We start from the raw sequence: 22080 nt of genomic DNA on the forward strand, positions 1-22080 counted from the left end.
AGAATAATAAAACAAAATATAGGGACATTATGACTGCATATTATCAACTGTTACAACGCCATCAAGATGATGAAAAACAAACGACAACTGCAAATTATTACTCAACCAACCATGCTCAAGGCGCATGGAATGCTCATGAACAGCATATGGCACCTGCTACAGGTATTCTGTGTGCTGAACTAGAGCAATTCTTTCCCCGAGAAAATATGCGTATTGGACGAATTAGTCTAGATATTTTTGGCTTAATTGCAGCAGGCGAATTTACCATTCAAACCCATGTGATTCGTGCAGGTCGTACGATTGAACTGATTGAAGCGAAAATGCTGGCTCAGGGGAAAACCTGTATTGTGGCACGCGCATGGCGTATGCAAACCCTCGACACCCGAAGTATTGCAGGTTTAGAAGATGACAGCATTTCTCAACCTGAACATAGCTTACCTGAAGAACGTTTAAAACAATGGCCAGGCGGTTTTATTGAAAGTGTCGAAGTCAGAACCCATGCTTCACTGACCCGTGCAGGCAAAGGCATTGTTTGGTTAAACACGCATATTGAAATGGTCGAAGATGAACCAACCAGTGATTTTGTACACTTAATGGGATTGGTGGATACAGCAAATGGGATTGTCCCTCGCCAAAAAGGAGGATTTACTTGGTCATTTGCCAATCTAGATCTACAAATCCATTTACACCGAATGCCACATGGTCGCTGGCTAGGACTGGAAACAGTTCAACAGTACGGCGAAGATGGGATCGGACTAACTAGCTCGATTTTACATGATGAACAAGGGCCGTTCGGACGAAGTGAGCAAATCCTGACGTTAAGACCAATGGCATAGACTAAAAGGACTCATCATTTTTATGTTCTAGCCAATTCTTGGAAAATCCCTGAAAAGGATTGGCTGCTTCCACATAACGTAATGCTGAGTTAACATTTTTCCAACCGACATATTGCATCAGTGTTTTTACATCCCAACCACTTTGACTCGCCCAGTTGGCAAAACCACGGCGTAATGAATGCGTACTATAACGTTCTGGTGTTGCGATTTGCGCTTGGGCAAAGATCTTGCGAAGTAAAGGCAATAAACTATCAATGTGCAAGCCCTGATCTGACAACTTGCCATAACGATGAATGCCACGATAAACAAAGCCTTCTGTTAAACCACTGATTTCAATCCAGTCTGTATAAGCTTGTACGGGGCAAAGTCGAGCTAATGCAGGCACTTGGAATATTTGACCCTGAAATTGCCGATCAGTTTTACTAAAGGGCAAAAAGCATTGCATGCCTTCTTGTGGAATAACTTGAATATTCTCAACCTGCAAACGGGTGAGTTCATCACCACGAAAACCACGCCAAAAACCCAGTAATAATAAAGATTTATCTCGTTTTAAACGCATTTCCTGAGCAAAATTTCCTTGTGTTTGCTGTATCGCAATTTCCTGATCTAAATAATGAACAATATTTTCTAGCTCTATGATTTCTAAAGGCTTTGCCTGTTTTTCCTGAGCAGGATGTACTGCTTTGATACCGCGAAAAACCTGCTTCACTAAAGGCGCTTTGGTCGGGTCGGGAAAGCCTTGCTCAACATGCCACTGCGAAATTGCTGCAAGCCTTTGTTTTAATGTGTTAATTGATAATTTTTCGGCATGATCTGCCAAATACTGAGCAATGTTATCCGCAGTCGCAGGCAGTAAACCTTGCCATTCCACCTCGTAGTGTCTGAGCGCAGAAGCGTAGCTTTTTCGGGTATTTTCCCGTGTTGCGGCCTGTAAATACTGATCCAGACGATTCATTTTGCGTTTTTAGCTCCAATATCGCGTGCATACCGAAGTGTAATGTCAAATTTACCTAATTTTGTCTAAATCACTATAACACAGGATAATCCTTAATTATCCAGCTTTTATTTTTATGTAAAAATAAAATTAAGAAGCTTATTTTTATTATGTTATTATGTATTACATAATACATTATGATATTCAGGTGCAGCATGTCCCGTACAGGTCTCAGCAAGCAACAAGTCAAGAAAGCCCGTGATACCTTGTTAGCACAAGAAAAATATCCATCTGTCGATGCTGTACGGATTGAACTGGGGAATACAGGCTCAAAAAGTACAATTCATAAGTATTTAAAAGAGCTTGAGGACGAAGAGGGTGATGTCATTGCCCAACCCTCCATTAGTGAAACGCTGCAAAATCTAGTGCAACGACTTTCCGAACAATTGCATCAGGAAGCACAAGAAAAAATCAATGTTTTTCAGGAACAAATGCAGCAGCGTGAAATAGAACAACAGCAGCAATTACAACGCCTAAATGCACAATTGGCAGATACACAGACAGAACTTGATCAGAAAAATACTCAGATGGATGAGCTGATACAGATACAGCAGCAACTTCAGCAAAACTTGCAACAAGAAACCATCTTGCGAAATCGTTTAGAGCAGCAAACCACTGATTTAAAAGATAGACTTGAGCAGAATGAACAACATCGCGTTGCACTTGAAGATAAATTTCAACATGCCCAACAAGCATTGGAGCATTACCGAGAGTCGGTTAAGGAACAGCGTCAGCAAGATTTACGGCGTCATGATCAGGCGGTGCAGCAATTACAGACTGAAATTCAGCAGTTACAGCAAACCATTGTGATCAAAAACAATGAACTGTCTGTATTGCACACTGAACACACCAAACAAGCTGTATATCTGGAACAACAGCACAATCAAGTTCAGCAGTTACAGCAACACAATCAACAACAGCAAGATGAACTGACTGATTTAAAACAACAATATCTACAACAGACACAAGAATTTTCAATGCTGAAGCAGCAAGTCCAGCAGCAGCAAGAGATCTTAGAGCAAGCTGAACATATACACCAGTCACTACAGCAGCAGCTTGAGCAAACCCGAGGCAAGCTTAAACAAACGCAGTCAGAACTCTATTTGCAACAGCAGTTTTCTGAGCAGTTAAATCATCTATTACAACAATTTGCAGCTAAAACACCTGATGCCGTGCTACAGAATAAATCTGCTGATGGCTAAATAGCGTATTCAGCCATGCAGTGCATTTTGGGAAAGCGTCTGAATATATTCACTATAAACCGACATTTTTTCGAAGATGTGTTCACTGTAGAACATGTCCTCAATCAAGCGTGTATTTTGTTCCAGTTTTAAACTGTCACAGCATTTCAGCAGCGCTGCATTTTGTTTAGAAAAGTATTCACAGAGCGCTATATATTGAGCATCTTTATGTTTAAACAGTAATTTCTTGAGTTTAATTTCACTCGCTGAAGGTACTGGCAGATCACTCCGTACTGCTGAATGAATAATATGAATCTGCACATTTAAAAACTGCTCAATCTGTGCAATTGCACTGTGATCAAATTCAGTGAATTGCGTGATTAAAAAAAGATGCTTGAGATCGGGTCGGCATAAGGCCCGCAACACACCTAATTGCAAAATCTCCAGAGTAGCAAAATGAGAATCTTGCAGATCGATATACATCTGCATGGCATCCAAGGCATAATCGGTTTTGACTTTATGCTGAATCTTGCCAAAACGACCCAAAATATGGTCAATACTGGTCGTATGGGGTGTGCTATAGATACAGGGTTTGTTCAAATTGGCAAAAATAAAGGGGCTAAATACATATCCCAAGTTGGCATCCTGTTCCTGTACGGCATCTTGAATCAGATAATGTAGATTTTGCAGTCCAAATGCCCGTACCACTTTTGCCCGTAAAATCGCACCCTCAAGATTCATGTATTCCATGCTCAGGCGATGCTGCACAGCTTCCGAAAGCTGCGGTAAATTAAAAATCTGAGGCAAATGTTGTAGTTCAGGCGTAATGAACATAAGTGGCTCCCGTATACGCTGGATCATTATTTGATGTCCGCCCCAACAGCGAAGACCACACCAATACAAAAGAGAGTGGCGTACAGTGCAAACCAAAACAACAAGTTTTTAAAGGCTTTGTCAGAAATGCCGCTATCCGCATACTTTTGTACTGGTTTTTTGTTTTCATCATCGTTGTTCATGTGCGTAATTCCTCAATAGAACTTGCTGCTATTTTGAGTAGAATGCTGCCTTTTGAGTAGATACAAATCTGTTATAAAAAAATATAACAGATGAGCCATTTTTTAGTGCAGATGCAATTTAAACCGATAAAAACCTGACTTTTTGAGTGGGAAATCCCAATAATTTGCGGATTCCTTCCATCAACTGTTATATTTTTTCGTTATTGTTTTGTATCTAACAATTTAACATGGTGCTCTGCATCATAACAAAGTCATCATTTACAGAGTATCTGTTATGAATCTTTGCAACCTATTCACTACTCTTGTACAGGGAGGGTGATTATGGATTTTGGTTTGAGCGCTTTCGCTTTGGCAAGAATGCAGTTTGCCTTTACCGTTTCTTTTCATATTATTTTTCCTGCGACTTCGATTGGTTTAGCCTGTTTCCTTGCTGTTTTAGAATGGAAATGGCTGCGTAGCCGCAATCCGCTGTATCAGGACTTGTTTAAGCCGTGGCATTTGCCATGGGCGTCGTGTCTGGCATTGTCATGGCATATCAGTTTGGTACCAACTGGAGTGAATTTTCCCGAATTGCAGGTAGTGTGACAGGCCCGTTACTCACGTATGAAGTGTTAAGCGCCTTTTTCCTCGAAGCAGGCTTTTTGGGCATCATGATGTTTGGTTGGGGGCGATTCAGTGAAAAATCGCATTTCTTTGCCACGCTCATGGTCGCTATCGGCACATGTATTTCCATGTTCTGGATTTTATCCTCTAACAGTTGGATGCAAACTCCTCAAGGCATTGCCCTTGAACATGGCATTTTAGTGCCGAAAGACTGGTGGATGATTGTCTTTAATCCAAGTTTTCCGTATCGCTTTGCACATATGAGCATCGCAGCATTTTTGGTGTCAGGTTTACTGGTCACTGGGTCATCAGCATGGCACTTACTCAAAGGTCGCCGCGATGCCTTGGTCAAAACCTCATTTTCAATGGGGCTATGGATGGTCTTGCTGACCTCTAGTCTTCAACTGGTGGTGGGAGATCAGCATGGTTTAAATACCTTACACCATCAACCTGCCAAACTGGCAGCGACTGAAGGGCATTGGGAAACCAATCATCAACAGCCAATGCCCTTGTTACTGTTTGCTATTCCTGACATGCAGCAAGAAAAGAACCATTTTGAACTGGGTGTACCGTATTTGGGTAGCCTGATTTTAACCCATGCAATGAACGGCGCTGTGACAGGTCTGAAAGATTTCCCGCATGATGAACGTCCAAATGCCTTACTGGTGTTCTGGAGCTTCCGTGTCATGGTATCTATGGGCATGTTGATGGTATTGATGTCGGTACTAGCATTATGGCTGCGTTATCGCCAGCGTTTATATGACAGTCGTGGCTTTCTGCGCTTTGCCATGCTGATGGGCGCAAGTGGCTATATTGCCTTACTGGCAGGTTGGGTGACGACCGAAGTTGGGCGCCAGCCGTGGGTGGTATATGGCTTACTAAAAACCATTGATGGTTTATCGCATCAGGTATCTGCACCACAGGTGGGACTGAGCCTGACGATTTTTGTGGTGGTGTATAGCATTGTGTTCGGCATCGGGATTTTATTTCCTGTCGTGACTGACAAGCAGCAACGTGACGTAATGATGAATACGGTTGCGCCCGTGTGGGATGGCAATGAAACATGGATGGTGTTGGGTGGAGCGGGGTTATATGCTGCATTTCCACTGGTGTATTCGATGGTACTGTCAGCACTGTATTTACCGATTATGTTTATGTTGGTTGCACTGATTTTTCGCGGTGTGGCATTTGAGTTTCGTTTTAAGGCACATCGTAGTCGCTATTTGTGGGATTTGGGGTTTACTTGGGATTCGGTACTTGCCAGTTTCTTTCAAGGGATGATTTTAGGCGCTTATATTCAGGGAATCCATCCACAGCAAGAGGCTTGGGACTGGTTGACGCCTTTTTCTGTCTTTACAGGTTTTGGCGTGGTCTTGGTTTATGCGGCTTTGGGCTGTGCATGGCTGATCATGAAAACCGAAACTGATCTTCAGCAACGCATGTATCAATTGATGCCCAAACTCCTGCTAGGATTGCTGATAATTTTCCTTGGCGTCAGTATTTATACGCCGTTGCAACATGCTGAAATTGCAACACGCTGGTTTAGCACACCAAATATTTATTATTTAAGTGCTGTGCCTGTCTTGGTGATTTTTGTGAGTTATCAACTGTATCGTGCCTGTCAACGTCACCTAGAACATCAACCGTTTATGTATATGCTCGCGTTGGTGACGCTTGCTTATATCGGTTTTCTGATTAGCCTGTGGCCCAATATCATTCCGCCATCTGTCACGATTTGGCAGGCAGCCGCGCCGTATAGCAGTCAACTGTTTGCGTTGATTGGCGCATGTATTTTATTGCCGATTATCTTGGTGTACACAGCTTTGGCGTATTGGGTATTTAAAGACAAAGTGCGTATTGGTGATGAGGGTTATCATGACTAAACGACTGCAACTCAAACAATGGCAATGGTTTATTGTATTATGGCTATTCGGCTTTTTGAGTTTGGCTGTCATTGCGGGAATTTTCCGTAGTTTATTGCTACTCGCCAAAGCCAGTTTGCACTAAAACAACAGCGAAGTTTCTTTTATCGGGTTTGTCTTAAACGCATAAAGTACGATGAAAGAAGCCATCATTTTCCAACTTTGGGTTTGCCTTATCAATTATGTATAAATCAGAACAACTGGCGCGTAGCATACGAGCACTTATTGAAAATGGTTCATGGCAAGCCCACAGTAAACTTCCATCTTTGCGTGAACAGGTGCAGCGTTCAGGTTTTAGTTTAATGACGGTGCTGAATGCCTATCAGGAGCTTGAAGCGCAGGGCTTGGTCTATTCCAAACAGAAATCAGGTTATTTTGTCGCAGGGAATTTGGCGACACAGGAACTGGCGCATCATCCTGAAACCAGTCTTAATGATCATATTGAAATTAACTCTCAGGTGTTTAATTTCTTAAAAGCCATGCAGGATGAGGATGTTGTGCCGCTCGGTTCGGCATTTCCTTGTTCAGATTTGCTCTATAACAGCAAGCTCATGCAGATTATCGCGCAACACGCCAAGCGTAAACGCAGCTACTTAAACTCGGACAGTATGCCACCAGGCAATCTGGAACTGCGCAAAATTATTGCGAGCCGTTACAGCTTGCAAGGCATTCCAACCGATGCCAATGATATTGTGATTACTTCAGGGGCATTGGAAGCGCTTAATCTTTCCCTGCAAGCGCTGACCAAAGCAGGCGATTATATCCTGTTGCAACAAAATATCTTCTACGGCGCATGGCAAGCCGCAGAACGTCTTGGTTTGAAGGTCATTACCATTCCTGAGCATCCGCAACATGGCTTTGATCTGGCATCTTTTGAAGCAGCATTGAATCAATACCCAATTAAAGTCTGCTGGCTAATGCTGAATACACACAATCCGATTGGCTTTACCGTCAGCAATGAAATCAAGTTTGAAATTGCCAAATTACTGCATGAACATCAGGTCTATCTGATCGAAGATGATGTTTATCAGGAATTGTACTACGGCGTACAAAAACCCTTACCAATGAAATACTTTGACCAGCATAACTACGTGCTGCATTGTTCTTCATTTTCCAAAACCATCGGGATGGGGACACGCATTGGCTGGGTACATGTGGGTAAATTTTCCAATGCTATTCAGCACTTACAACTGATGAGTACCTTATCTGCCAGTACGCTCGTACAACACGCTTTAGTTGATTTTTTGTCGAGTCATCATTATGAAAAACATTTGCGACAATTACGCTTGCAGCTCGAACACAACAAACAGGCGTTTTATCAGTTTTTAAAGGCGCATTTATCTCAAGATTGTGAAATTTATTATTATTCCAGTGGTTATTTTTTATGGATTAAATTGCCTGAGCATGTGAATAGTACGGTTTTATATCAACAGCTATTACAACAACGTATTGCCATCGCACCCAGTAGTTTGTTTCGCCTAGATATTTCTTCACAGAATTTTATTCGGATTAATTGCTCATTCGATCTGGATTTATCCATGCAACAAGCACTGCTACAAGTTATTTATTTAATTCAACATCAATCAGATGACTGTTAAGTCTATAAAAATCATTTTCGATAATTTGACTGGAAAATGTATCCCATATATATTTCAACCACTTTTTAGGATATATACGCTGTAGTTTCCTAATTTTCAACCATATAGTCTTATGACTATATGGTTTTTTTATGCTTAAAATAACCATAATTGGCATTTCATTCTTGAGTATCAAGAAATGCCAATAATGCATCAACATCCTCTGATTGAAGTTTTTCTCTGATTTTTAAAAAGACTTTTTCATCCAGATCATAAATTTTTGCAGAGCACAGCTTTTCTATTGCATCGGTTGGGAAACGATATTTAATAATTTTGGCAGGAACACCAGCAACTACGGCATAAGCAGGGACATCTTTAGTGACGACAGCACCCGTTGCCACCACAGCACCTTCACCCAATGTTACACCTTGCATAATCATGGCTCGACTTCCAATCCAGCAACCATCACCAATGATCGTATCGCCTGCGGGGAGAAAACTGCGGGTATCGAACGGGAAAGCAGCAATCCAGTCCGTACGGTGCAACTGGTTCCCACCCATCATAATCACGCATTCAGCACCAAAGCTGACAAAATTACCAATATAGAGCTGATCAATCGGGCGTTCTACAGTCGAAGGTTTGTCATGTAAATAGCGAACGACACAGCGTTCAAATCCACTGTCCCAATATGCACTGTAATAACTGTAATTCCCTCGAATATGGATGTTAGGATTTTTTACGGTTTTTGAAATAAATTCAAATTCACACCAGTGCTTTACAGGGGAGTCTTGCATGACGTCAGATTAGATCAATCAAAATAGATCATTGATTTTACATGGTCTGTAGATAGATCACTATTTTAAAGCATCAAACATCGCAATAATTTGATCGACAACTATACGGACTTTACAGATAAAGTGCTTTCAAAGTACTTTATCTGCTCCTCACGACGTTAACTTAATTTAAATTCTAAATTGCGTCTGACCGCAGGCCACTCACTTCGCAAAATACTGTAGACATAGGTATCTCGTAAAATATCATCTTTCACAATCTGATGGCTTCTTAATATACCATCCAGTTTGGCACCTAAACGCTCAATCGCTGTACGGCTTTTAAAATTAAAGGATGATGTACGGAATTCAACCGCAATACAGTTCAAAACCTCAAAAGCATGGCTCAGCAAGAGTTGTTTGGCTTCGGTATTGACGGCACTCCGTTGTGCTGATTGACAATACCACGTCGAGCCAATTTCCAGACGACGGTGTGAAGCCTCAATATTCATGAAACTGGTCATGCCTAAAACCTTACCACTTTGGCGCTCAAACACTGTAAAAGGCAGCATTTGACCTTGCTGTTGCAGTGCTAAACGCCTTTGAATTTCAGCCAGCATATTTTCTGGGCTTGGAATGAAAGTGAACCACAGTTTCCATAACTCACCATCTTGTACGGCTTCACTCAACTCAACATGATGCGATTCATCGAGTGGTTTTAAAATGACATGCTGCCCAAGTAATGTCACTGGCTTGATCCATTGCATAGTGGATTCCTCAATTTGTTCTTTATTCACATGACTGTTTTATTTTTGATACAGCAACTTGATGCATGGCATCACCGATAATTTGTTGCCCCTTTGCTGTTAAGGCATTGGCAACCCCTAAAATATCCCGATACTCTTTGTTCTGACCAAGTTTGGCTTTGCCTTGCAATCGGGTGATTGCGATTTCAATCCCCACAATGGCTTTTAGCATGGGTTCTAAATAGTCTTTTGGTGCATCTGACATTTTCCAAGGTTCAGCTTGTGTGGCTTCATGTGTACGCGTTAAGCGTGCGACCACACCTCGAACATAGCGTTCATCATCGCGGATTTTTACAGTGCCGTATGCATGTACCGCCTTGTAGTTCCACGTTGGAACTTGCTGATGATGTTCATGTTTACTCGGATACCAATTGGGGGAGATATAGGCATCGCCTGCCCGAAATACCACCAGTACCTCATCGCCGTCTTGAATATCTTGCCAGACAGGATTATTTCTCGACACATGTGCGTGTAATATCCCAAGCTCAGATTGCTCTATGCTGAGTTCAAAAGGAATGTGATTTGCATCTAAACCACTGTTGCCGTGCGTAAATAAAATGCCTAATGCGTGCTGTTTAATCAGTTGATGCATGACATCAATATTTGGAATTTCAAAATCTGCGGGAATATACATGGCTACACGTACTCTTTTAATGTGGCTCAACCAAACATGAGGTTATTGTTGTAAATTTCCGCGATTCACTGGATTATTAAAAGAACCAGTTTATTTTATTTTAACTAGACCAGAATTATGGCAAGAATTGCAAAAGTGATTGATCTTCCCTCAATTATTAAATTGAATAAAGCTGAAGGTAAGATTAGCGCACAACTGATTCAAATTTTGAGAGAAGCGGTACAACAAGGCAATTTACAGGCAGGTGATCCGCTACCTGCTTCGCGTGAACTGGCTAAAACTTTAGGGATCGCTCGCGGTACGATTATTGAAACCTATGATCAACTGATTGCTGAAGGTGTCCTTGAAGCGCGAGCACGTCAAGGAACATTTGTTTCACATATACTCAAAAGCCCAAGTTCTCAGGCGACATCTATCCAATCTATAGATAGTGATAATTTGATTGATGCAGCACAAGCCTATGCTAAAATTTTCAAAGAATTTAAGCCTTTAGCGCATCGTCCATTTGCCGTTTCTGTTCCTATAGGTCGTACGCAACCTCGTGATGTTTGGCGCAAATTTGGCAATCGCTTTCGTGCACGTGGTGTAGCAGCACCTTCTGGCTATGATGATCCTCAAGGGGTCTATGCGCTCCGTTCGGCAATTGCTGACTATGTTCGGCGCTCGCGCTCGGTGCAGTGTGAACCTGAGCAAATTGTGATTACCAGTGGGATTCAACAAGCACTGTATCTTTGTAGCCAAATCTTATTGACCAAGCATGATGCTGTTTGGGTTGAAGACCCAGCTTATCGTGGTACAACGGCGATTCTGGAAAATTCGTTGCAGCATCTACAGATCAGCCGTATTCCTGTCGATGAAGATGGGATTTTAGTCCATACAGGGATTGAACTTGCACCTCATGCACGAGCTGCCTTTGTTACGCCTTCGCATCAATATCCACTCGGTATGCCCATGAGTTTGGCTCGACGCGCTGAACTGGTTGAATGGGCAAAACAGCAACGCGCGTGGATCATTGAAGATGATTATGACAGCGAGCTTCGCTATATCGGTCAGCCTTTTCCTGCACTGCATGCAATGGCACCTGATCGGGTCATTTATCTCGGTACTTTTAGTAAAGTTCTTTTTCCATCGTTAAGACTGGGCTATGTTGTCTTGCCCAAAGTCTTGGTTGCAGCTTTTTGCGGTCTTCGTGCATTGATTGACCGTCATCCTCCTTCTGCGGATCAGCATGTGCTGGCTGCATTTATACAAGAAGGTTATTTAGAGCGACACATTCGCCGTATTCGTCATGTATATGCTGAAAATCGCCAACAGATTATTCAACTGATTGATCGCTATATTCCCAAAACACAGGCTTTTATTGAGTCGGGGGATCAGGGTATGCATATGGTACTTTGGTTCACAAATTCTGTAGATGATCTAAAAATTGCACGATTAGCAGGTGAATCTGGTGTTTCGGTCAAGGCAATATCGCCTACTTTTTCTGAAGCAAGTCGGCGATCTGGTTTGATTTTAGGATTAGGGGATTTCGATGTAGATCAATTAGAACAAGCCATTCAGATTTTATCTAAGCTGATCAATGACGAACATTAAAAAAATAGTTTTCACTCAAATCCCAATCTGTAATAGTGCTGTTTTAGGGTTAAGGAACGGCGCTATATAAATCAAAGATGACTTTTCTTAACCACTGATTACTGCTTTGGTGATGACAAGAGGTATGCCAATACTGCCGTACAGGATAAGTCGGGAAGTCCAAGGGTGCTTGTAATATTTTCAGATTACCTCGCGAGAGTAGCACTTCACTGAGATAATAAGGAATCGTGGCAATCGCATCTGTTTCCTGTACAACTAGCCCAACACCAAGATAACTCGGTAAAGTCATCAGAATATTACGCTTTAGCCCACGGCTGATTAATTCATTTTCAATGTGGTAATGCCCAATACTGGTATCGACATCGACATGTGACTCACGAATGTAGGTTTCAATATCGAGATGGTCAGATTGAATTCGTGGATGATCCTTGCGGCTAATGACGACATAATACTGAGAAAATAATTGTTGCTGATAAAAGCCCTGATCAAACTCTGGTAAAAAGCCAATCGCTAAATCAATTTCACCATTCGCCATCTGATAACTGGTTTCACGGCTAATCGGGCGAACTTTTAAACGAATAGAGGGCGCATATTGTTTTAAGTATTTGGTCAGCTTTGGCAACAGCACCAAATGCGATACGTCGGTCATGGCGATACTAAATAATTGATCAGACTGATCTGGAGCGAAATCAACTTTAAAATTATTCACACTCTCAATTTTTCCAATAATTTCACTGATTGGAGAAAATAATTGCTTAGACAATTCGGTGGGAACCATTTCATTGCCCACACGCAAAAATAGCGGGTCATTAAAATGTGCTCTAATTTTATTGAGATAGTTGCTGACAGCAGGTTGACTCAGTTCCAAAGTTTCAGCCGCGGCGGACACATTCTTATATTTGTAAATATAATAAAAAATTTCAAGAAGTTTGCTGTCGAGCTTAAACATGTCAATTATTCCACAATCACAATATGTTTTTCTTAATTTAGAAATACATTCATTCAAAAAAGATGATTGTATCTAATATTCAGATTATTACATGCCTTTTTAAATGCTGTAAGGCTTTTCCTAACAAGTCACTCCTCGTATTTTCAACTTCAACCTTAATTTTATCTATGCAAAATTGGAATACTCACTATGGTATTTCAGAATATTTGACAGCCTGATACTGCTACTATAGTAGGCAAACTTAGATATTAAATGTTATGTGCTGCGATATTACCCGTGCAAGAGTTAATTATCTCAAAATTTTAATGTAATTATCTCGTCGCGCATCATGCAACTTTAATATTTTTGAAGATATTGATTATGCAAAGGAATACAACTTGATACAATCCATTCCAATCCGCAGCAAACTAGGTGGATTTTACTTTTTCTATAGTATACCCATAGAATGATAAAAAATATTAATAATTATAAAACAAATATTTATTTAAATTTTTTAGGGATAATATAGTTTCACTTTTTTGCTTGTAGACTATTTGTAGACTGTTGGAAAAAATGTTTAACTTACGGCTTTAGATCCTAGAAGATAGACATGAAACTTAATAAATCTAATGTTGATGCTATTCCATTAACAGAGAAAGGTCAAAAAATTTACAGAGATTCAGAGCTAATAGGGTTTGCTGTTCGAGCTACAACAAAAAGTAAGAGCTTTATTATAGAAAGACGATCTCAAGGTGAATTATTTCGTGTCGTAATCGGGAAGACAAATGAAATACCAGCTTTGAATGCAAGAGCTAAAGCACAATTGATTCTGGCACAGATTGCAAATGGCGATTATACAAAGCAAATCAAAAACCAACCTATTAATAATGCTCAAAATCTAATAGTGGGAGAGGCATTAGAAATTTATATCCAGCGAAATGACTTTAAGCCTAAAACCATCCGACAATACCGTAAATATTTTGATCTCTATTTGGGATGGTCAAATCGAAAAATATTCGATATCACAAAAGATGAGGTACTCAACAAATTTATAGAAATTTCATTAAAAAGCCCATCATCTGCAAATGGTTCAGTTTCCCTTTTAGGGACACTTTGGAAATATATGCATGTACTTTATTCAACTGATCAAAACCCAATCCAAAAATCGAATCCAGTTGATGTGATAGCAGTTACTAAGGGCTGGAATTTGATTAAACGTAGAGAAAGACACCTAAATAAAGATGTCATATTTAAATACTATCAGGCTGTTCTTGATTATGAAGACGAGCTTAATTTAGAAAACACAGCTCGCTCAAATACACATCGGGATATTGTTCTATTTACCATGTACACAGGATGCCGCAGACAAGAAGCATGTCAGCTAAGATGGACTGATATTGATTTTAAGTCTGGTACAGTGATTTTTCGAGATACAAAGAATGGATCAGATCATGTGTTCCCAATCGGCGATCACTTACTATCCATACTTAAAGATCGTTTTCTTCTTAGAGAAAATGATTGGGTTTTTCCAGCAACTAAAATCCCAACATCACATAATATGCATGCAACAAAAGTAGATACGCTTTTAAATAGAGTGGGCGCACAAGTCGATTATTATGTTTCCATGCATGATTTTCGCCGTACATTTGCCACAATTTGCAATTTACTTAGATTTAATATTTATGTGACCAAACGTCTATTAAATCACACTGCAAGACCACGTTTAGATGTAACTGGTGGCTATGTACAAATACCGATGGAAGAACTGAAAGTCTCAATGAATATGATAGAAGCTGTATATCAACAGAAAATAGATTGCTTTAATTATGATGCTGTTTGGTCTGAGCGTTTAAAAGAAATTAAGGCGAGATAATCTCGCCCGCACTACTTCTGAAAGGTCTTAAATCGATAGCTGCGCTGTACAAGTCACTGTTTTCTTGGCTTCATACGCTAAAACATCACATTTTTTATAACTGACGCGGCGACCAATCTTACGAAATGGCAATTCATTAGCATTACAGCGCATTTTAGCAAGTGTCCAAGGTGAACAGTCCAAATATAAAGCAACAACTTCCTGTGGAAAACTTTGACCTTCAGGGGCTTCGATGAAACTTTTAAGAAGCTCTTGTTTTTTTAGCTCAGATGAATCTGATAAATTTTTTAATGCCATAATTTTCTCCAATTAATTTATTAAATTATTACCTTTTAGTTGAGAGATTTCAGCTTGGGCAACGTGCTCAGCCAGTAAATAAGCTTTGTCAGCAATATCACACAGGCGGTAATACTGCTGCTTGTTTAGAGAGTGTTGTTTACAGAATGCCTTTAGATCATTCTCAATTTCTTGACTGAGTTTTTGGGGAACAGCCATATTCATTTTTTATTTCTCCAAAGAGCTTCTTTAAACTTTGCATCGACAATTAGATGGTCAATTTCGGATTCGAGAACTCTGTCAAAAACATGAGTCATTTTTTTGCCAAAAACCGTAAGTGTTTTTGTGATATTTGAATATTTCCAGCCCATAATTTTCTCCAAATCATCGGATACAGGAATTCCTGTATCCGATGCTGCTTTAGCCTTTGAGTTCACTAAGACGTTGGTCATAAGCTTGATTAATACGTTGATCATCAGCTTTGGTTACATCGGGGTCTGTAATGATTACAACTAGCTCATCGACAGTCTGAGCTTGGCGGATCTTTAGTATCACTGAGTCCACAAAAGGGAGCTGCTCACTTTGATCAGCTTCAAACATGCTTTGCTGGCTGAATAGGGTTTTACGCTGTGCATATAGGTTTAAAATAGCTTGGTGATCTTCTGGTGTTAGTTTCGACTTATAGCCATTGATCGTATTAGCCACTTGAGTTTCTAAGGTATAAATGTCTGTAGCATTCTGAATCATTTGCTCAATGCCATCTCGAGCAGACTTGCTCTTATTCGGATCTATAGTTTGTTGTTGCTGTACGGGTGGCTGTGTCAGCTTATCTTTACATTGCTGTGCAACTTTTCGTAAGTAAGCTTTGTGTGGTTCAGTGAGTCGACCATCATTTTCAAAGAGACCTGTGAAGTCTTTGATACCACCTAATGATTCTGCTTTATGCAATTCGGCACTGTATAGCTTACGCATCTCATCTGAGGTTTTTCGTGGAGTGAATTCATCATCCGTAGTTGAAGTATCTACTGGAGAAACTTCTTCTGCAGGTATTTCCTCAACAACAGTTTGTGCCTCTTGAGCATTTGCTTTGCGTGTACGTGGTTTTCGGACTGGTGCTGTGTTTTGTTCAGAACTTTCCTGTTGGCTAGAAAGCTTGGTTTTTTGAGCATTAAACAGCTTGAACAATTCATCACGTTCATTGCTATTTTCAAGCGCCGTGATTTTGTTCTCCAACGTATTTAAATGGTCCAAAGATTTAGATTGCAGAATATCTCGCTTCAATGTTGCAGCAGAGGCATTAGTCGCAGAAGTGGCTTGTTCCTGATACTCATCTGGAGTGACATCAATAATGCTACGTTCTTGTTCTTCCTCGGCACTGCGTAAGCCCATCAAGAGTTCAGGTGCGTATAAACGACCAAAGAACGATGCAGCACGATAGGAAAGCATTTGCTGTGGCATGGTTTGCCATTTGCTACCATTCTTTTGAAACCAACCTTCTTTGATTGCCATTTCCAAGGTGATTTTTGTGGATTCAACACGCTCATTGGTTTCGCGTTCAATTGCCCAAGCGACACAAGACATGTCCTGAATGGTAATGTGCTTCTCAACTGGTGTTTTTTTATTGTTTTCCCATACATACTCGGTATAAGAGACAGTTTTTTCACCAAGATCCTCAAGATCAAAACGGAGTGCAGAAAAGCGACCACTACTATTGATCGTCCCCGTAATGAACTGAGAAGTCCATGCTGGACGACCTTCAATTAAGTATAGGTTTTGCATAACCAAAAGGGGATCTGTATTCATACGACTAGCCATGTTTAAAGCAATCACACAGTTTGCAATGGCATTTGGATTTTCTTCATAATGGTAAAGCCAGTTGCCATTGCTGTCTTTGTATCGAATTGATCCATCATGCTGAATTTCACCCTTAACACGAACAGTAGCGCGATATTGCTCAGGAACAAGTGTTGAGTTGGCCAACATTTTTGCAATACGTTGAGAAAGCTCAAAAGCTTCAACATTTAAAAGACCGACAGAAGTGCTGTTTTGTTGAGTCATGATTATTATTCCAAATAAATTAAATTAGTTAAATTCGTGTTGTAGTGCTTGTTTAAGCATGTACGACGGCAGATTGATTTCTTCCAGTTCTTTGGAATAACCATCCCATTCTTGTAATAAGAGTGATTCAGCAAGCAGTTCTTTAGCGCGGTAATAGCGTTGCTCACCAATAGAAAGAAACAGGTTTGAAGCTTTGTACTGTTTGACGTTAAACGGAGCAGTATTCTCAGCAACCAAGAAAATGAAGTCGGGCTTATTTTCGGTACCATAAACTTGCTGGAAGCCTTCACGGTACATAGCCGCAGAAAGGTCGTAGGCAAAGTTGCCGCATTGTCTTTGAAATGCGATAGCACGTGCATCACTTGTGGTTTTTAGGTCAAGGATTAGACCATTAGGAAAAGTGGAGCAGGGCACAACATGCCAGTCGGGGCGTACACGTAGCTCTAAACCAAAGATAGGATCTGTAAAAAAGAAACTTGCCTCGGCCATGCCATAGTTATTTTGCATAACGCCGTACATGCTAAGGGTTTGAAGGTTCTTAACGATGCGTTTAGCACCTTGTACTTGTTCTTCTGTGACTAGGGTTTTACCTTCATTGGATTGTTCCCACGCTGCAGCTTCCTCTTTACCAGCTTTAGTACGGCGATCAAACACAGGAGCAATCACAAACTCATTTGAAAATTGCTCAGGCTCAAGAAAAAGGGTATGTGCCAGTGTGCCAAAGTCCATACAGGCTTTACGCTCTTTCTCATGTTCTTTGGCAATATTGTGTGAGTAGAAGTGAGCCGCAGAACGAATCATATCTTTAAGCTGGCTAGAACTATACTCAGGGCGAGCATGGTATTGGGCATTGCTCATGCCTTCTACAATACTGAGTGCAATCGGTGCTGGGGCAAGTGTTGGGTCGAAATAAGCATCCATATCATTCGCCCTTCTTAGCAGCTTCGTAAAGCGAATCACCTGCATGCTCACGCTCGATCTGAACGATCTGAGCTTTAGCTTCAAAGACAGCTTGAGAGTCTTGGTCAGCGCAAGAACGCAACATTGCTGTGGAACCAATTGTGGCAATAATAATGATGCTTGAATAAAGCAAACCACCTGCGCTGTTGTGTGGTTCAGTAGCAGCTTCAGGCTGAATTTCGAATTCATGCATTGGGTTGATTTGAGCAATAGCACGTAGACGCTTTTCGTCTTGATTGCGAATAAGCTTCTCGATGAGTTGCTTTTGTGATTTGATTTGAGACATAATGACCTCGCAAAGTTATTTGTAAAGCCCTGTGTCCGCCAAGATTTCAGGGCTTTTTGTTGTTTATGAGATAAATATTAGGTAAACCTAACTAACAAGTCAATAGATACTCCTAATAAAATTAGATAAAACTAATTTTGTGTTTTAATAGATAAGAGAAAACCTCGCTCAGTGCAAGGTTGTTTGGAGTTTATTATGGGTAAAGATAAAGAATTGGATCGTGGTATTATTCCAGCAGGCACACGAGTCAAGCTATTTGAAGGGTATGTAACTCTGCTTGAGGACGTAGCTGTTGACGTTGATCAAGGGTGGATTGATAAAGCCATCAAGGATCAAGAGGATTATTTTAATGGAATAGGTGTAGTTGGTGAAAATCCCACATCAAAACTTGAAGCAGGTACACTTTCAGCCATGCATGTTTCGGCAAGTGTTGGCACACAAACCAACAGCAGCCTTCAGAATGTATATTCAAAAGAAATTTTAGATAATCAATTTAATATTTCTATGCAAAATGCCATTAAAGATGCAGCAAAGGCTTTAAATTTTGCTAATAATGCACGTTTTATCAATATTGTGGAGTGGCGTACTAATATGATTGATCGTCTATTATCTCATGTAAGCATTAAGACAATAGACGAAGCTATTAGCGAATGCCAAAAAATTGAAAAACATATCTTTGGTGAGAAAGAGCCAGAAGCACCAAAAGACTGGCGGCTTTAAATATTAATTTTTTAATTTACGTTCGATACCCTGAAGTCTGGTTTCAATTTTTTGAAGCTGGACTTCATTGTTTAAACTTTCCAAAACTCCAACAACAGTATTGCATTCAGAACACTGAATGAAATCAATGTGAATGTTGCTGTTATAAATTTATTTACTATAAAATCAATGGGATTTTAGTCCAAGATTTTTAAATTACGCCATTTTTTTTGCTTCAGATTCTTTTTCTCGGTTTAGATAACCCTCCCAAAAGAGCAATTGCACTTGCTTCAAGTGTAGAATATGAATTTATTGTCATTATTTTTATCCCACCCGCCAAAATTTACCGATGATCAAGTAAGGCTAAAAAGGAATTATATCTAGGTGATCCTCTCATACGCTCATGACCTGGTTGTAATGAGTGGCACCCAATACAAAGTACTTGTAGGTTATTCTCAGTATTATTGAATTTTTGACGATCAATATGGTGTACATCTAAAAACTGATGATAATTAGGATGAGATAAATCAATCTGGCACAATGAACACTGCCAGTTTGCTTTTATTCGAGTTTGTTTACTGATAGATGGCCAATTAATCGGATACTTATTACTCTGAGCCTGATAAAAGGGAATAGCTCTCTCTATAAATAAAGAAACTATATATGTCCTGAAAAATTCCTCAATATTAAATTCTTCTACTGCTTTTGCTTTGTCTGCAGGTGAACTCACATTGTGGGAACCAAATCCCTTATAATTAATACAAAGCAAACAGTTTTGACATACTTTAAGTTCTTTAACTTGTTTACCTTTTTTAATGCCTATAGATGACCCAACGTAATCAACATCAAACAGCCCATCTACACGATGAGTTTCAACGTAACGGTTAAAGCCTTTGTTTTTGCGTTGATCGACTAGTGTCTTACAGTTAGCAAAATGGAATTTTGGCTCATAGTCACTAAAACTAAAAATATGAATTAAAACTAAATCTCGTCGACCATCAGGATATTCTTTATATAAAAGATTTGATTTAGAAATTTTAACATCTGATTTTGATAATGCTTTAATTACAATATCTTGAGGAGTAGCTAAAGATGGCGTATTTCCATATTTAGCAAAATAGCCATCGGGTATTTTTAATTCTTCTCTTAATTTTTTAATTTTTTCATCAAAGTTGAAGTCAGGTAGTTCAATACTCATTATTGTGTCACCTTAAACATCTCATTTAATCGATTATCAGCATTAGTTTTAATTCGAATCTCAACACGTTGGGAGGCTATCGAGTTTTCACTACCATCTTTATTAAGAATAGGATGTGATGAGGATAATCCGTTTGCTGTTACATGCTTTTTTAACCAATCCTTATGATGAATTGTTGGCATGGTAAGTACATGTTCTAGTACAGTTTGAGTTCGAGCCTGAGATAACTGCATGTTTGCAAAATATGCATTTTCTGACGTGAGCCCTTGCCCCCATTTACTTGATGTATGGCCTTCAATACGTATTTCTTCAATACTATTTTTAAACTTATCAGAGTAAATGATATTCATATATCTTGGGAAAAAATCATCTAAAATCGAAATGAATTTTGGTTTTAGTACAGATTCACCTGTATCAAATAACACATCGGGAGAATTAAAGCGCACTACAAGTGCTTGTGGGTCACATTCGGCATGCCACTCACCTAAATTTTTAGCAAATTCATTACATAATGTTTTTCCTAAATTATTTTTAACATCTTGATAATCACTAGCAACGTGATTAATTCGAGACATATAGAGAATGGCGATGAGCATAAATATCATCATTAAGCCAGTCATTAAGTCAGCCAGGGGTATCCAATGGCTTTCATCCGATTCAGCTTTATTTTTAAAAAACATTTGATTACCTATTGCTTCCATTAACAGTTCTATAGGTATTAATTAAAGATTCATTTAATGATTTATGGTCTTTAATCATCTGCTCCATAAGTGTTGCTGCATTTTTCCCAAGTGATTCAATTGATACACTGATAGCTTTCTCAATACCAGCAGTTAGAATTTCAGTTTGGCTTGCTGTTTTAGAAATTGAACTATCAATAGTTTCATTAAATTTTTGTGATGATTTAGAAATCTGCTCACTAATATTTATAATTTTATGCTCAATTTCAGGTATTTCTTTTGATGTTACTGTCACTAAGCTATTAAGATCCGTGAGTAGAGATTTTAGTGCATACAATTGCTCTTGAAATAAGTTTAATTGCTCATTCAGCGCTTCTGAAGTTGTATGGAAAATTTCAGCATGTTCAACCAAAGAAACGTATCGATCTGCTGCGACCTCCATAGACTCAGTGCTTTTCTGAATCTGAACTTCATATTGTTTTTGCCAAGTAATTAAATGATCCACAGCCTTTGCAAGGTCTTTGAAATTATCTGCAATATGATCTGTAATCGTGATCTGAAAGTCTTGAAGAACTTCTCTCAAAGCATCAATCAACTCTGCTGTGGCGCCTTCTCTAATTTGATCAAGTGCATTCTCTTGCACTTCAATTAATCTATCAAATTGGTTTTTATTTTCATCCTTAAATAGAGCGATTTGCTCAGCAATATTTGTGCTGATATCTTCGCCAATTGATTTAGTGAAATTCTCAAGTGCTCTGATGAGATCACTGTTATCTTTACCTTTAATACTATTATCAATATTTTGTAATTCTTTTAGCATGTCATAAGCTGTTACTTCTACTTCCTTAGATGAATTTTGCATATAATTGAAGTGCTTTAATTTAATTATTACAGCACCACCAACACCAAACACAGATGCCCAGAAAGCAGTTCTTAAACTTGCCAGTAGTGATGGTATACTTGCTTCTATATTAGTTGAATCAAAATTCCATAGTCCTAAAGCTATTCCAAAAAAAGTAAAAAAGATACCAAGTGTTGTTAATATAGTAGGAGAATAAACAGCATTATTTGCTGTAAATTTAAGTAAGTAATAAATTCCAAAACTGATAATAATAAAAACTGCTATAACAGTAAATACGACATGAAAATCAAACATGATAAACGTATATGAAAATAATGTTAATTATTAA

General features: G+C 39.4%; 24 protein-coding genes and 1 pseudogene. 9 read left to right on the top strand and 16 right to left on the bottom strand.

Annotated elements, in window-relative coordinates:
* Positions 1-29 precede the first annotated feature (29 nt).
* Entirely contained in the window at positions 30-836 is an 807-nt protein-coding gene (locus GBN19_RS08265) for a thioesterase family protein (protein ID WP_151777806.1), read from the top strand.
* A gap of 1 nt (position 837) precedes the next feature.
* Here the strand turns inward: GBN19_RS08265 and GBN19_RS08270 are convergent, their stop codons facing one another.
* Entirely contained in the window at positions 838-1791 is a 954-nt protein-coding gene (locus GBN19_RS08270) for a site-specific integrase (protein ID WP_151777807.1), read from the bottom strand.
* 194 nt (positions 1792-1985) lie between these two features.
* Between GBN19_RS08270 and GBN19_RS08275 the strand changes: the two genes are divergently transcribed.
* On the top strand, positions 1986-3032 hold the full coding sequence (locus GBN19_RS08275) for a DNA-binding protein (protein WP_151777808.1): 1047 nt from the start codon (positions 1986-1988) through the stop codon (positions 3030-3032).
* Positions 3033-3041: 9 nt separating this feature from the next.
* On the opposite strand, the gene GBN19_RS08280 is transcribed toward GBN19_RS08275, so the two are convergent.
* Positions 3042-3845: a hypothetical protein gene (locus GBN19_RS08280; protein WP_215903485.1), complete on the bottom strand. Its 804-nt coding sequence runs from the start codon at positions 3843-3845 to the stop codon at positions 3042-3044.
* Between the two features lie 26 nt (positions 3846-3871).
* Positions 3872-4027 carry a hypothetical protein gene (locus GBN19_RS15750; RefSeq protein ID WP_171494460.1) on the bottom strand — a complete coding sequence of 52 codons (156 nt, stop codon included), beginning with the start codon at positions 4025-4027 and terminating at the stop codon, positions 3872-3874.
* A gap of 357 nt (positions 4028-4384) precedes the next feature.
* Here GBN19_RS15750 and GBN19_RS16295 point away from each other — a divergent pair.
* The 4 genes and pseudogenes from GBN19_RS16295 to GBN19_RS08290 form a co-directional block, all read left to right on the top strand.
* Positions 4385-5559, top strand: a pseudogene (locus GBN19_RS16295) (cytochrome ubiquinol oxidase subunit I); the annotation flags it as partial.
* Positions 5554-6513, top strand: coding sequence for a cytochrome d ubiquinol oxidase subunit II (locus GBN19_RS16300; protein ID WP_308469261.1), 960 nt, complete (start codon positions 5554-5556; stop codon positions 6511-6513). The pseudogene GBN19_RS16295 and the gene GBN19_RS16300, both read left to right, overlap by 6 nt.
* Positions 6506-6637, top strand: a complete 132-nt coding sequence (locus GBN19_RS16225) for a hypothetical protein (RefSeq protein ID WP_266095378.1) — start codon at positions 6506-6508, stop codon at positions 6635-6637. Before GBN19_RS16300 ends, GBN19_RS16225 begins: the two co-directional genes overlap by 8 nt.
* Before the next feature lie 97 nt (positions 6638-6734).
* Positions 6735-8150, top strand: a complete 1416-nt coding sequence (locus GBN19_RS08290; protein WP_151777810.1) for an aminotransferase-like domain-containing protein — start codon at positions 6735-6737, stop codon at positions 8148-8150.
* A 158-nt stretch (positions 8151-8308) separates the two neighbouring features.
* Here the strand turns inward: GBN19_RS08290 and GBN19_RS08295 are convergent, their stop codons facing one another.
* From GBN19_RS08295 to GBN19_RS08305, 3 genes are all read right to left on the bottom strand, one after another.
* The gene (locus GBN19_RS08295) at positions 8309-8923 is read right to left on the bottom strand and encodes a CatB-related O-acetyltransferase (RefSeq protein WP_151777811.1); all 615 of its coding nucleotides are present in this window, start codon (positions 8921-8923) and stop codon (positions 8309-8311) included.
* Between the two features lie 158 nt (positions 8924-9081).
* Positions 9082-9666 (bottom strand): GNAT family N-acetyltransferase, encoded by a 585-nt coding sequence (locus tag GBN19_RS08300; RefSeq protein ID WP_151777812.1) that lies wholly within the window; start codon positions 9664-9666, stop codon positions 9082-9084.
* A gap of 22 nt (positions 9667-9688) precedes the next feature.
* Positions 9689-10339: an FMN-binding negative transcriptional regulator gene (locus tag GBN19_RS08305; RefSeq protein WP_151777813.1), complete on the bottom strand. Its 651-nt coding sequence runs from the start codon at positions 10337-10339 to the stop codon at positions 9689-9691.
* 117 nt (positions 10340-10456) lie between these two features.
* Between GBN19_RS08305 and pdxR the strand changes: the two genes are divergently transcribed.
* Positions 10457-11932 (top strand): MocR-like pyridoxine biosynthesis transcription factor PdxR, encoded by a 1476-nt coding sequence (pdxR, locus tag GBN19_RS08310; protein WP_151777814.1) that lies wholly within the window; start codon positions 10457-10459, stop codon positions 11930-11932.
* A 49-nt stretch (positions 11933-11981) separates the two neighbouring features.
* On the opposite strand, the gene GBN19_RS08315 is transcribed toward pdxR, so the two are convergent.
* Positions 11982-12881, bottom strand: a complete 900-nt coding sequence (locus GBN19_RS08315) for a LysR substrate-binding domain-containing protein (RefSeq protein WP_151777815.1) — start codon at positions 12879-12881, stop codon at positions 11982-11984.
* Positions 12882-13470: 589 nt separating this feature from the next.
* Between GBN19_RS08315 and GBN19_RS08320 the strand changes: the two genes are divergently transcribed.
* Positions 13471-14733, top strand: coding sequence for an integrase family protein (locus GBN19_RS08320; RefSeq protein WP_151777816.1), 1263 nt, complete (start codon positions 13471-13473; stop codon positions 14731-14733).
* Between the two features lie 27 nt (positions 14734-14760).
* On the opposite strand, the gene GBN19_RS08325 is transcribed toward GBN19_RS08320, so the two are convergent.
* The 6 genes from GBN19_RS08325 to GBN19_RS08350 are packed head-to-tail and all read right to left on the bottom strand — an operon-like array spanning position 14761 to position 18313.
* A complete protein-coding gene (locus GBN19_RS08325; protein WP_151709700.1) occupies positions 14761-15030 on the bottom strand; it encodes a helix-turn-helix domain-containing protein in 270 nt (89 codons plus the stop codon).
* 12 nt (positions 15031-15042) lie between these two features.
* Positions 15043-15234, bottom strand: coding sequence for a hypothetical protein (locus GBN19_RS08330; protein WP_151777817.1), 192 nt, complete (start codon positions 15232-15234; stop codon positions 15043-15045).
* A complete protein-coding gene (locus tag GBN19_RS08335) occupies positions 15231-15461 on the bottom strand; it encodes a hypothetical protein (RefSeq protein WP_151777818.1) in 231 nt (76 codons plus the stop codon). Before GBN19_RS08335 ends, GBN19_RS08330 begins: the two co-directional genes overlap by 4 nt.
* On the bottom strand, positions 15430-17067 hold the full coding sequence (locus GBN19_RS08340) for a recombinase RecT (protein WP_151777819.1): 1638 nt from the start codon (positions 17065-17067) through the stop codon (positions 15430-15432). Before GBN19_RS08340 ends, GBN19_RS08335 begins: the two co-directional genes overlap by 32 nt.
* A 24-nt stretch (positions 17068-17091) precedes the next feature.
* Positions 17092-17988, bottom strand: coding sequence for a PD-(D/E)XK nuclease-like domain-containing protein (locus tag GBN19_RS08345; protein ID WP_151777820.1), 897 nt, complete (start codon positions 17986-17988; stop codon positions 17092-17094).
* 1 nt (position 17989) lies between these two features.
* On the bottom strand, positions 17990-18313 hold the full coding sequence (locus tag GBN19_RS08350) for a hypothetical protein (protein WP_151777821.1): 324 nt from the start codon (positions 18311-18313) through the stop codon (positions 17990-17992).
* Positions 18314-18508: 195 nt separating this feature from the next.
* On the opposite strand from GBN19_RS08350, the gene GBN19_RS08355 reads away from it, so the two are divergent.
* Entirely contained in the window at positions 18509-19033 is a 525-nt protein-coding gene (locus tag GBN19_RS08355) for a hypothetical protein (RefSeq protein WP_151777822.1), read from the top strand.
* Between the two features lie 322 nt (positions 19034-19355).
* On the opposite strand, the gene GBN19_RS08360 is transcribed toward GBN19_RS08355, so the two are convergent.
* The 3 genes from GBN19_RS08360 to GBN19_RS08370 are packed head-to-tail and all read right to left on the bottom strand — an operon-like array spanning position 19356 to position 22046.
* The gene (locus GBN19_RS08360) at positions 19356-20210 is read right to left on the bottom strand and encodes an HNH endonuclease (RefSeq protein WP_151777823.1); all 855 of its coding nucleotides are present in this window, start codon (positions 20208-20210) and stop codon (positions 19356-19358) included.
* Complete coding sequence (locus tag GBN19_RS08365) at positions 20210-20911, bottom strand: OmpA/MotB family protein (protein ID WP_215903486.1); 702 nt, start codon at positions 20909-20911, stop codon at positions 20210-20212. The genes GBN19_RS08360 and GBN19_RS08365 overlap by 1 nt, the downstream gene beginning before the upstream one ends.
* Positions 20895-22046 (bottom strand): hypothetical protein, encoded by a 1152-nt coding sequence (locus tag GBN19_RS08370; protein WP_151777824.1) that lies wholly within the window; start codon positions 22044-22046, stop codon positions 20895-20897. Before GBN19_RS08370 ends, GBN19_RS08365 begins: the two co-directional genes overlap by 17 nt.
* Positions 22047-22080: the final 34 nt, after the last annotated feature.

It is taken from the genome of Acinetobacter brisouii (assembly GCF_008993995.1).
GTDB lineage: Bacteria > Pseudomonadota > Gammaproteobacteria > Pseudomonadales > Moraxellaceae > Acinetobacter > Acinetobacter brisouii_A.

Excerpts from the sequence above, each read along its gene's own strand:
- GBN19_RS16225 (WP_266095378.1), top strand. The coding sequence starts at position 6,506 with ATGACTAAACGACTGCAACTCAAACAATGGCAATGGTTTATTGTATTA.
- GBN19_RS08300 (WP_151777812.1), bottom strand. The coding sequence starts at position 9,666 with ATGCAATGGATCAAGCCAGTGACATTACTTGGGCAGCATGTCATTTTA.
- GBN19_RS08325 (WP_151709700.1), bottom strand. The coding sequence starts at position 15,030 with ATGGCATTAAAAAATTTATCAGATTCATCTGAGCTAAAAAAACAAGAG.
- GBN19_RS08345 (WP_151777820.1), bottom strand. The coding sequence starts at position 17,988 with ATGGATGCTTATTTCGACCCAACACTTGCCCCAGCACCGATTGCACTC.
- GBN19_RS08365 (WP_215903486.1), bottom strand. The coding sequence starts at position 20,911 with ATGGAAGCAATAGGTAATCAAATGTTTTTTAAAAATAAAGCTGAATCG.
- GBN19_RS08360 (WP_151777823.1), bottom strand. The coding sequence starts at position 20,210 with ATGAGTATTGAACTACCTGACTTCAACTTTGATGAAAAAATTAAAAAA.
- GBN19_RS08355 (WP_151777822.1), top strand. The coding sequence starts at position 18,509 with ATGGGTAAAGATAAAGAATTGGATCGTGGTATTATTCCAGCAGGCACA.
- GBN19_RS08270 (WP_151777807.1), bottom strand. The coding sequence starts at position 1,791 with ATGAATCGTCTGGATCAGTATTTACAGGCCGCAACACGGGAAAATACC.
- GBN19_RS08290 (WP_151777810.1), top strand. The coding sequence starts at position 6,735 with ATGTATAAATCAGAACAACTGGCGCGTAGCATACGAGCACTTATTGAA.
- GBN19_RS08295 (WP_151777811.1), bottom strand. The coding sequence starts at position 8,923 with ATGCAAGACTCCCCTGTAAAGCACTGGTGTGAATTTGAATTTATTTCA.
- GBN19_RS08315 (WP_151777815.1), bottom strand. The coding sequence starts at position 12,881 with ATGTTTAAGCTCGACAGCAAACTTCTTGAAATTTTTTATTATATTTAC.
- GBN19_RS08370 (WP_151777824.1), bottom strand. The coding sequence starts at position 22,046 with ATGTTTGATTTTCATGTCGTATTTACTGTTATAGCAGTTTTTATTATT.
- GBN19_RS08305 (WP_151777813.1), bottom strand. The coding sequence starts at position 10,339 with ATGTATATTCCCGCAGATTTTGAAATTCCAAATATTGATGTCATGCAT.
- GBN19_RS08335 (WP_151777818.1), bottom strand. The coding sequence starts at position 15,461 with ATGACCAACGTCTTAGTGAACTCAAAGGCTAAAGCAGCATCGGATACA.
- GBN19_RS08280 (WP_215903485.1), bottom strand. The coding sequence starts at position 3,845 with ATGTTCATTACGCCTGAACTACAACATTTGCCTCAGATTTTTAATTTA.
- GBN19_RS15750 (WP_171494460.1), bottom strand. The coding sequence starts at position 4,027 with ATGAACAACGATGATGAAAACAAAAAACCAGTACAAAAGTATGCGGAT.
- GBN19_RS08330 (WP_151777817.1), bottom strand. The coding sequence starts at position 15,234 with ATGAATATGGCTGTTCCCCAAAAACTCAGTCAAGAAATTGAGAATGAT.
- GBN19_RS08320 (WP_151777816.1), top strand. The coding sequence starts at position 13,471 with ATGAAACTTAATAAATCTAATGTTGATGCTATTCCATTAACAGAGAAA.
- GBN19_RS08350 (WP_151777821.1), bottom strand. The coding sequence starts at position 18,313 with ATGTCTCAAATCAAATCACAAAAGCAACTCATCGAGAAGCTTATTCGC.
- GBN19_RS08265 (WP_151777806.1), top strand. The coding sequence starts at position 30 with ATGACTGCATATTATCAACTGTTACAACGCCATCAAGATGATGAAAAA.
- pdxR (WP_151777814.1), top strand. The coding sequence starts at position 10,457 with ATGGCAAGAATTGCAAAAGTGATTGATCTTCCCTCAATTATTAAATTG.
- GBN19_RS08275 (WP_151777808.1), top strand. The coding sequence starts at position 1,986 with ATGTCCCGTACAGGTCTCAGCAAGCAACAAGTCAAGAAAGCCCGTGAT.
- GBN19_RS08340 (WP_151777819.1), bottom strand. The coding sequence starts at position 17,067 with ATGACTCAACAAAACAGCACTTCTGTCGGTCTTTTAAATGTTGAAGCT.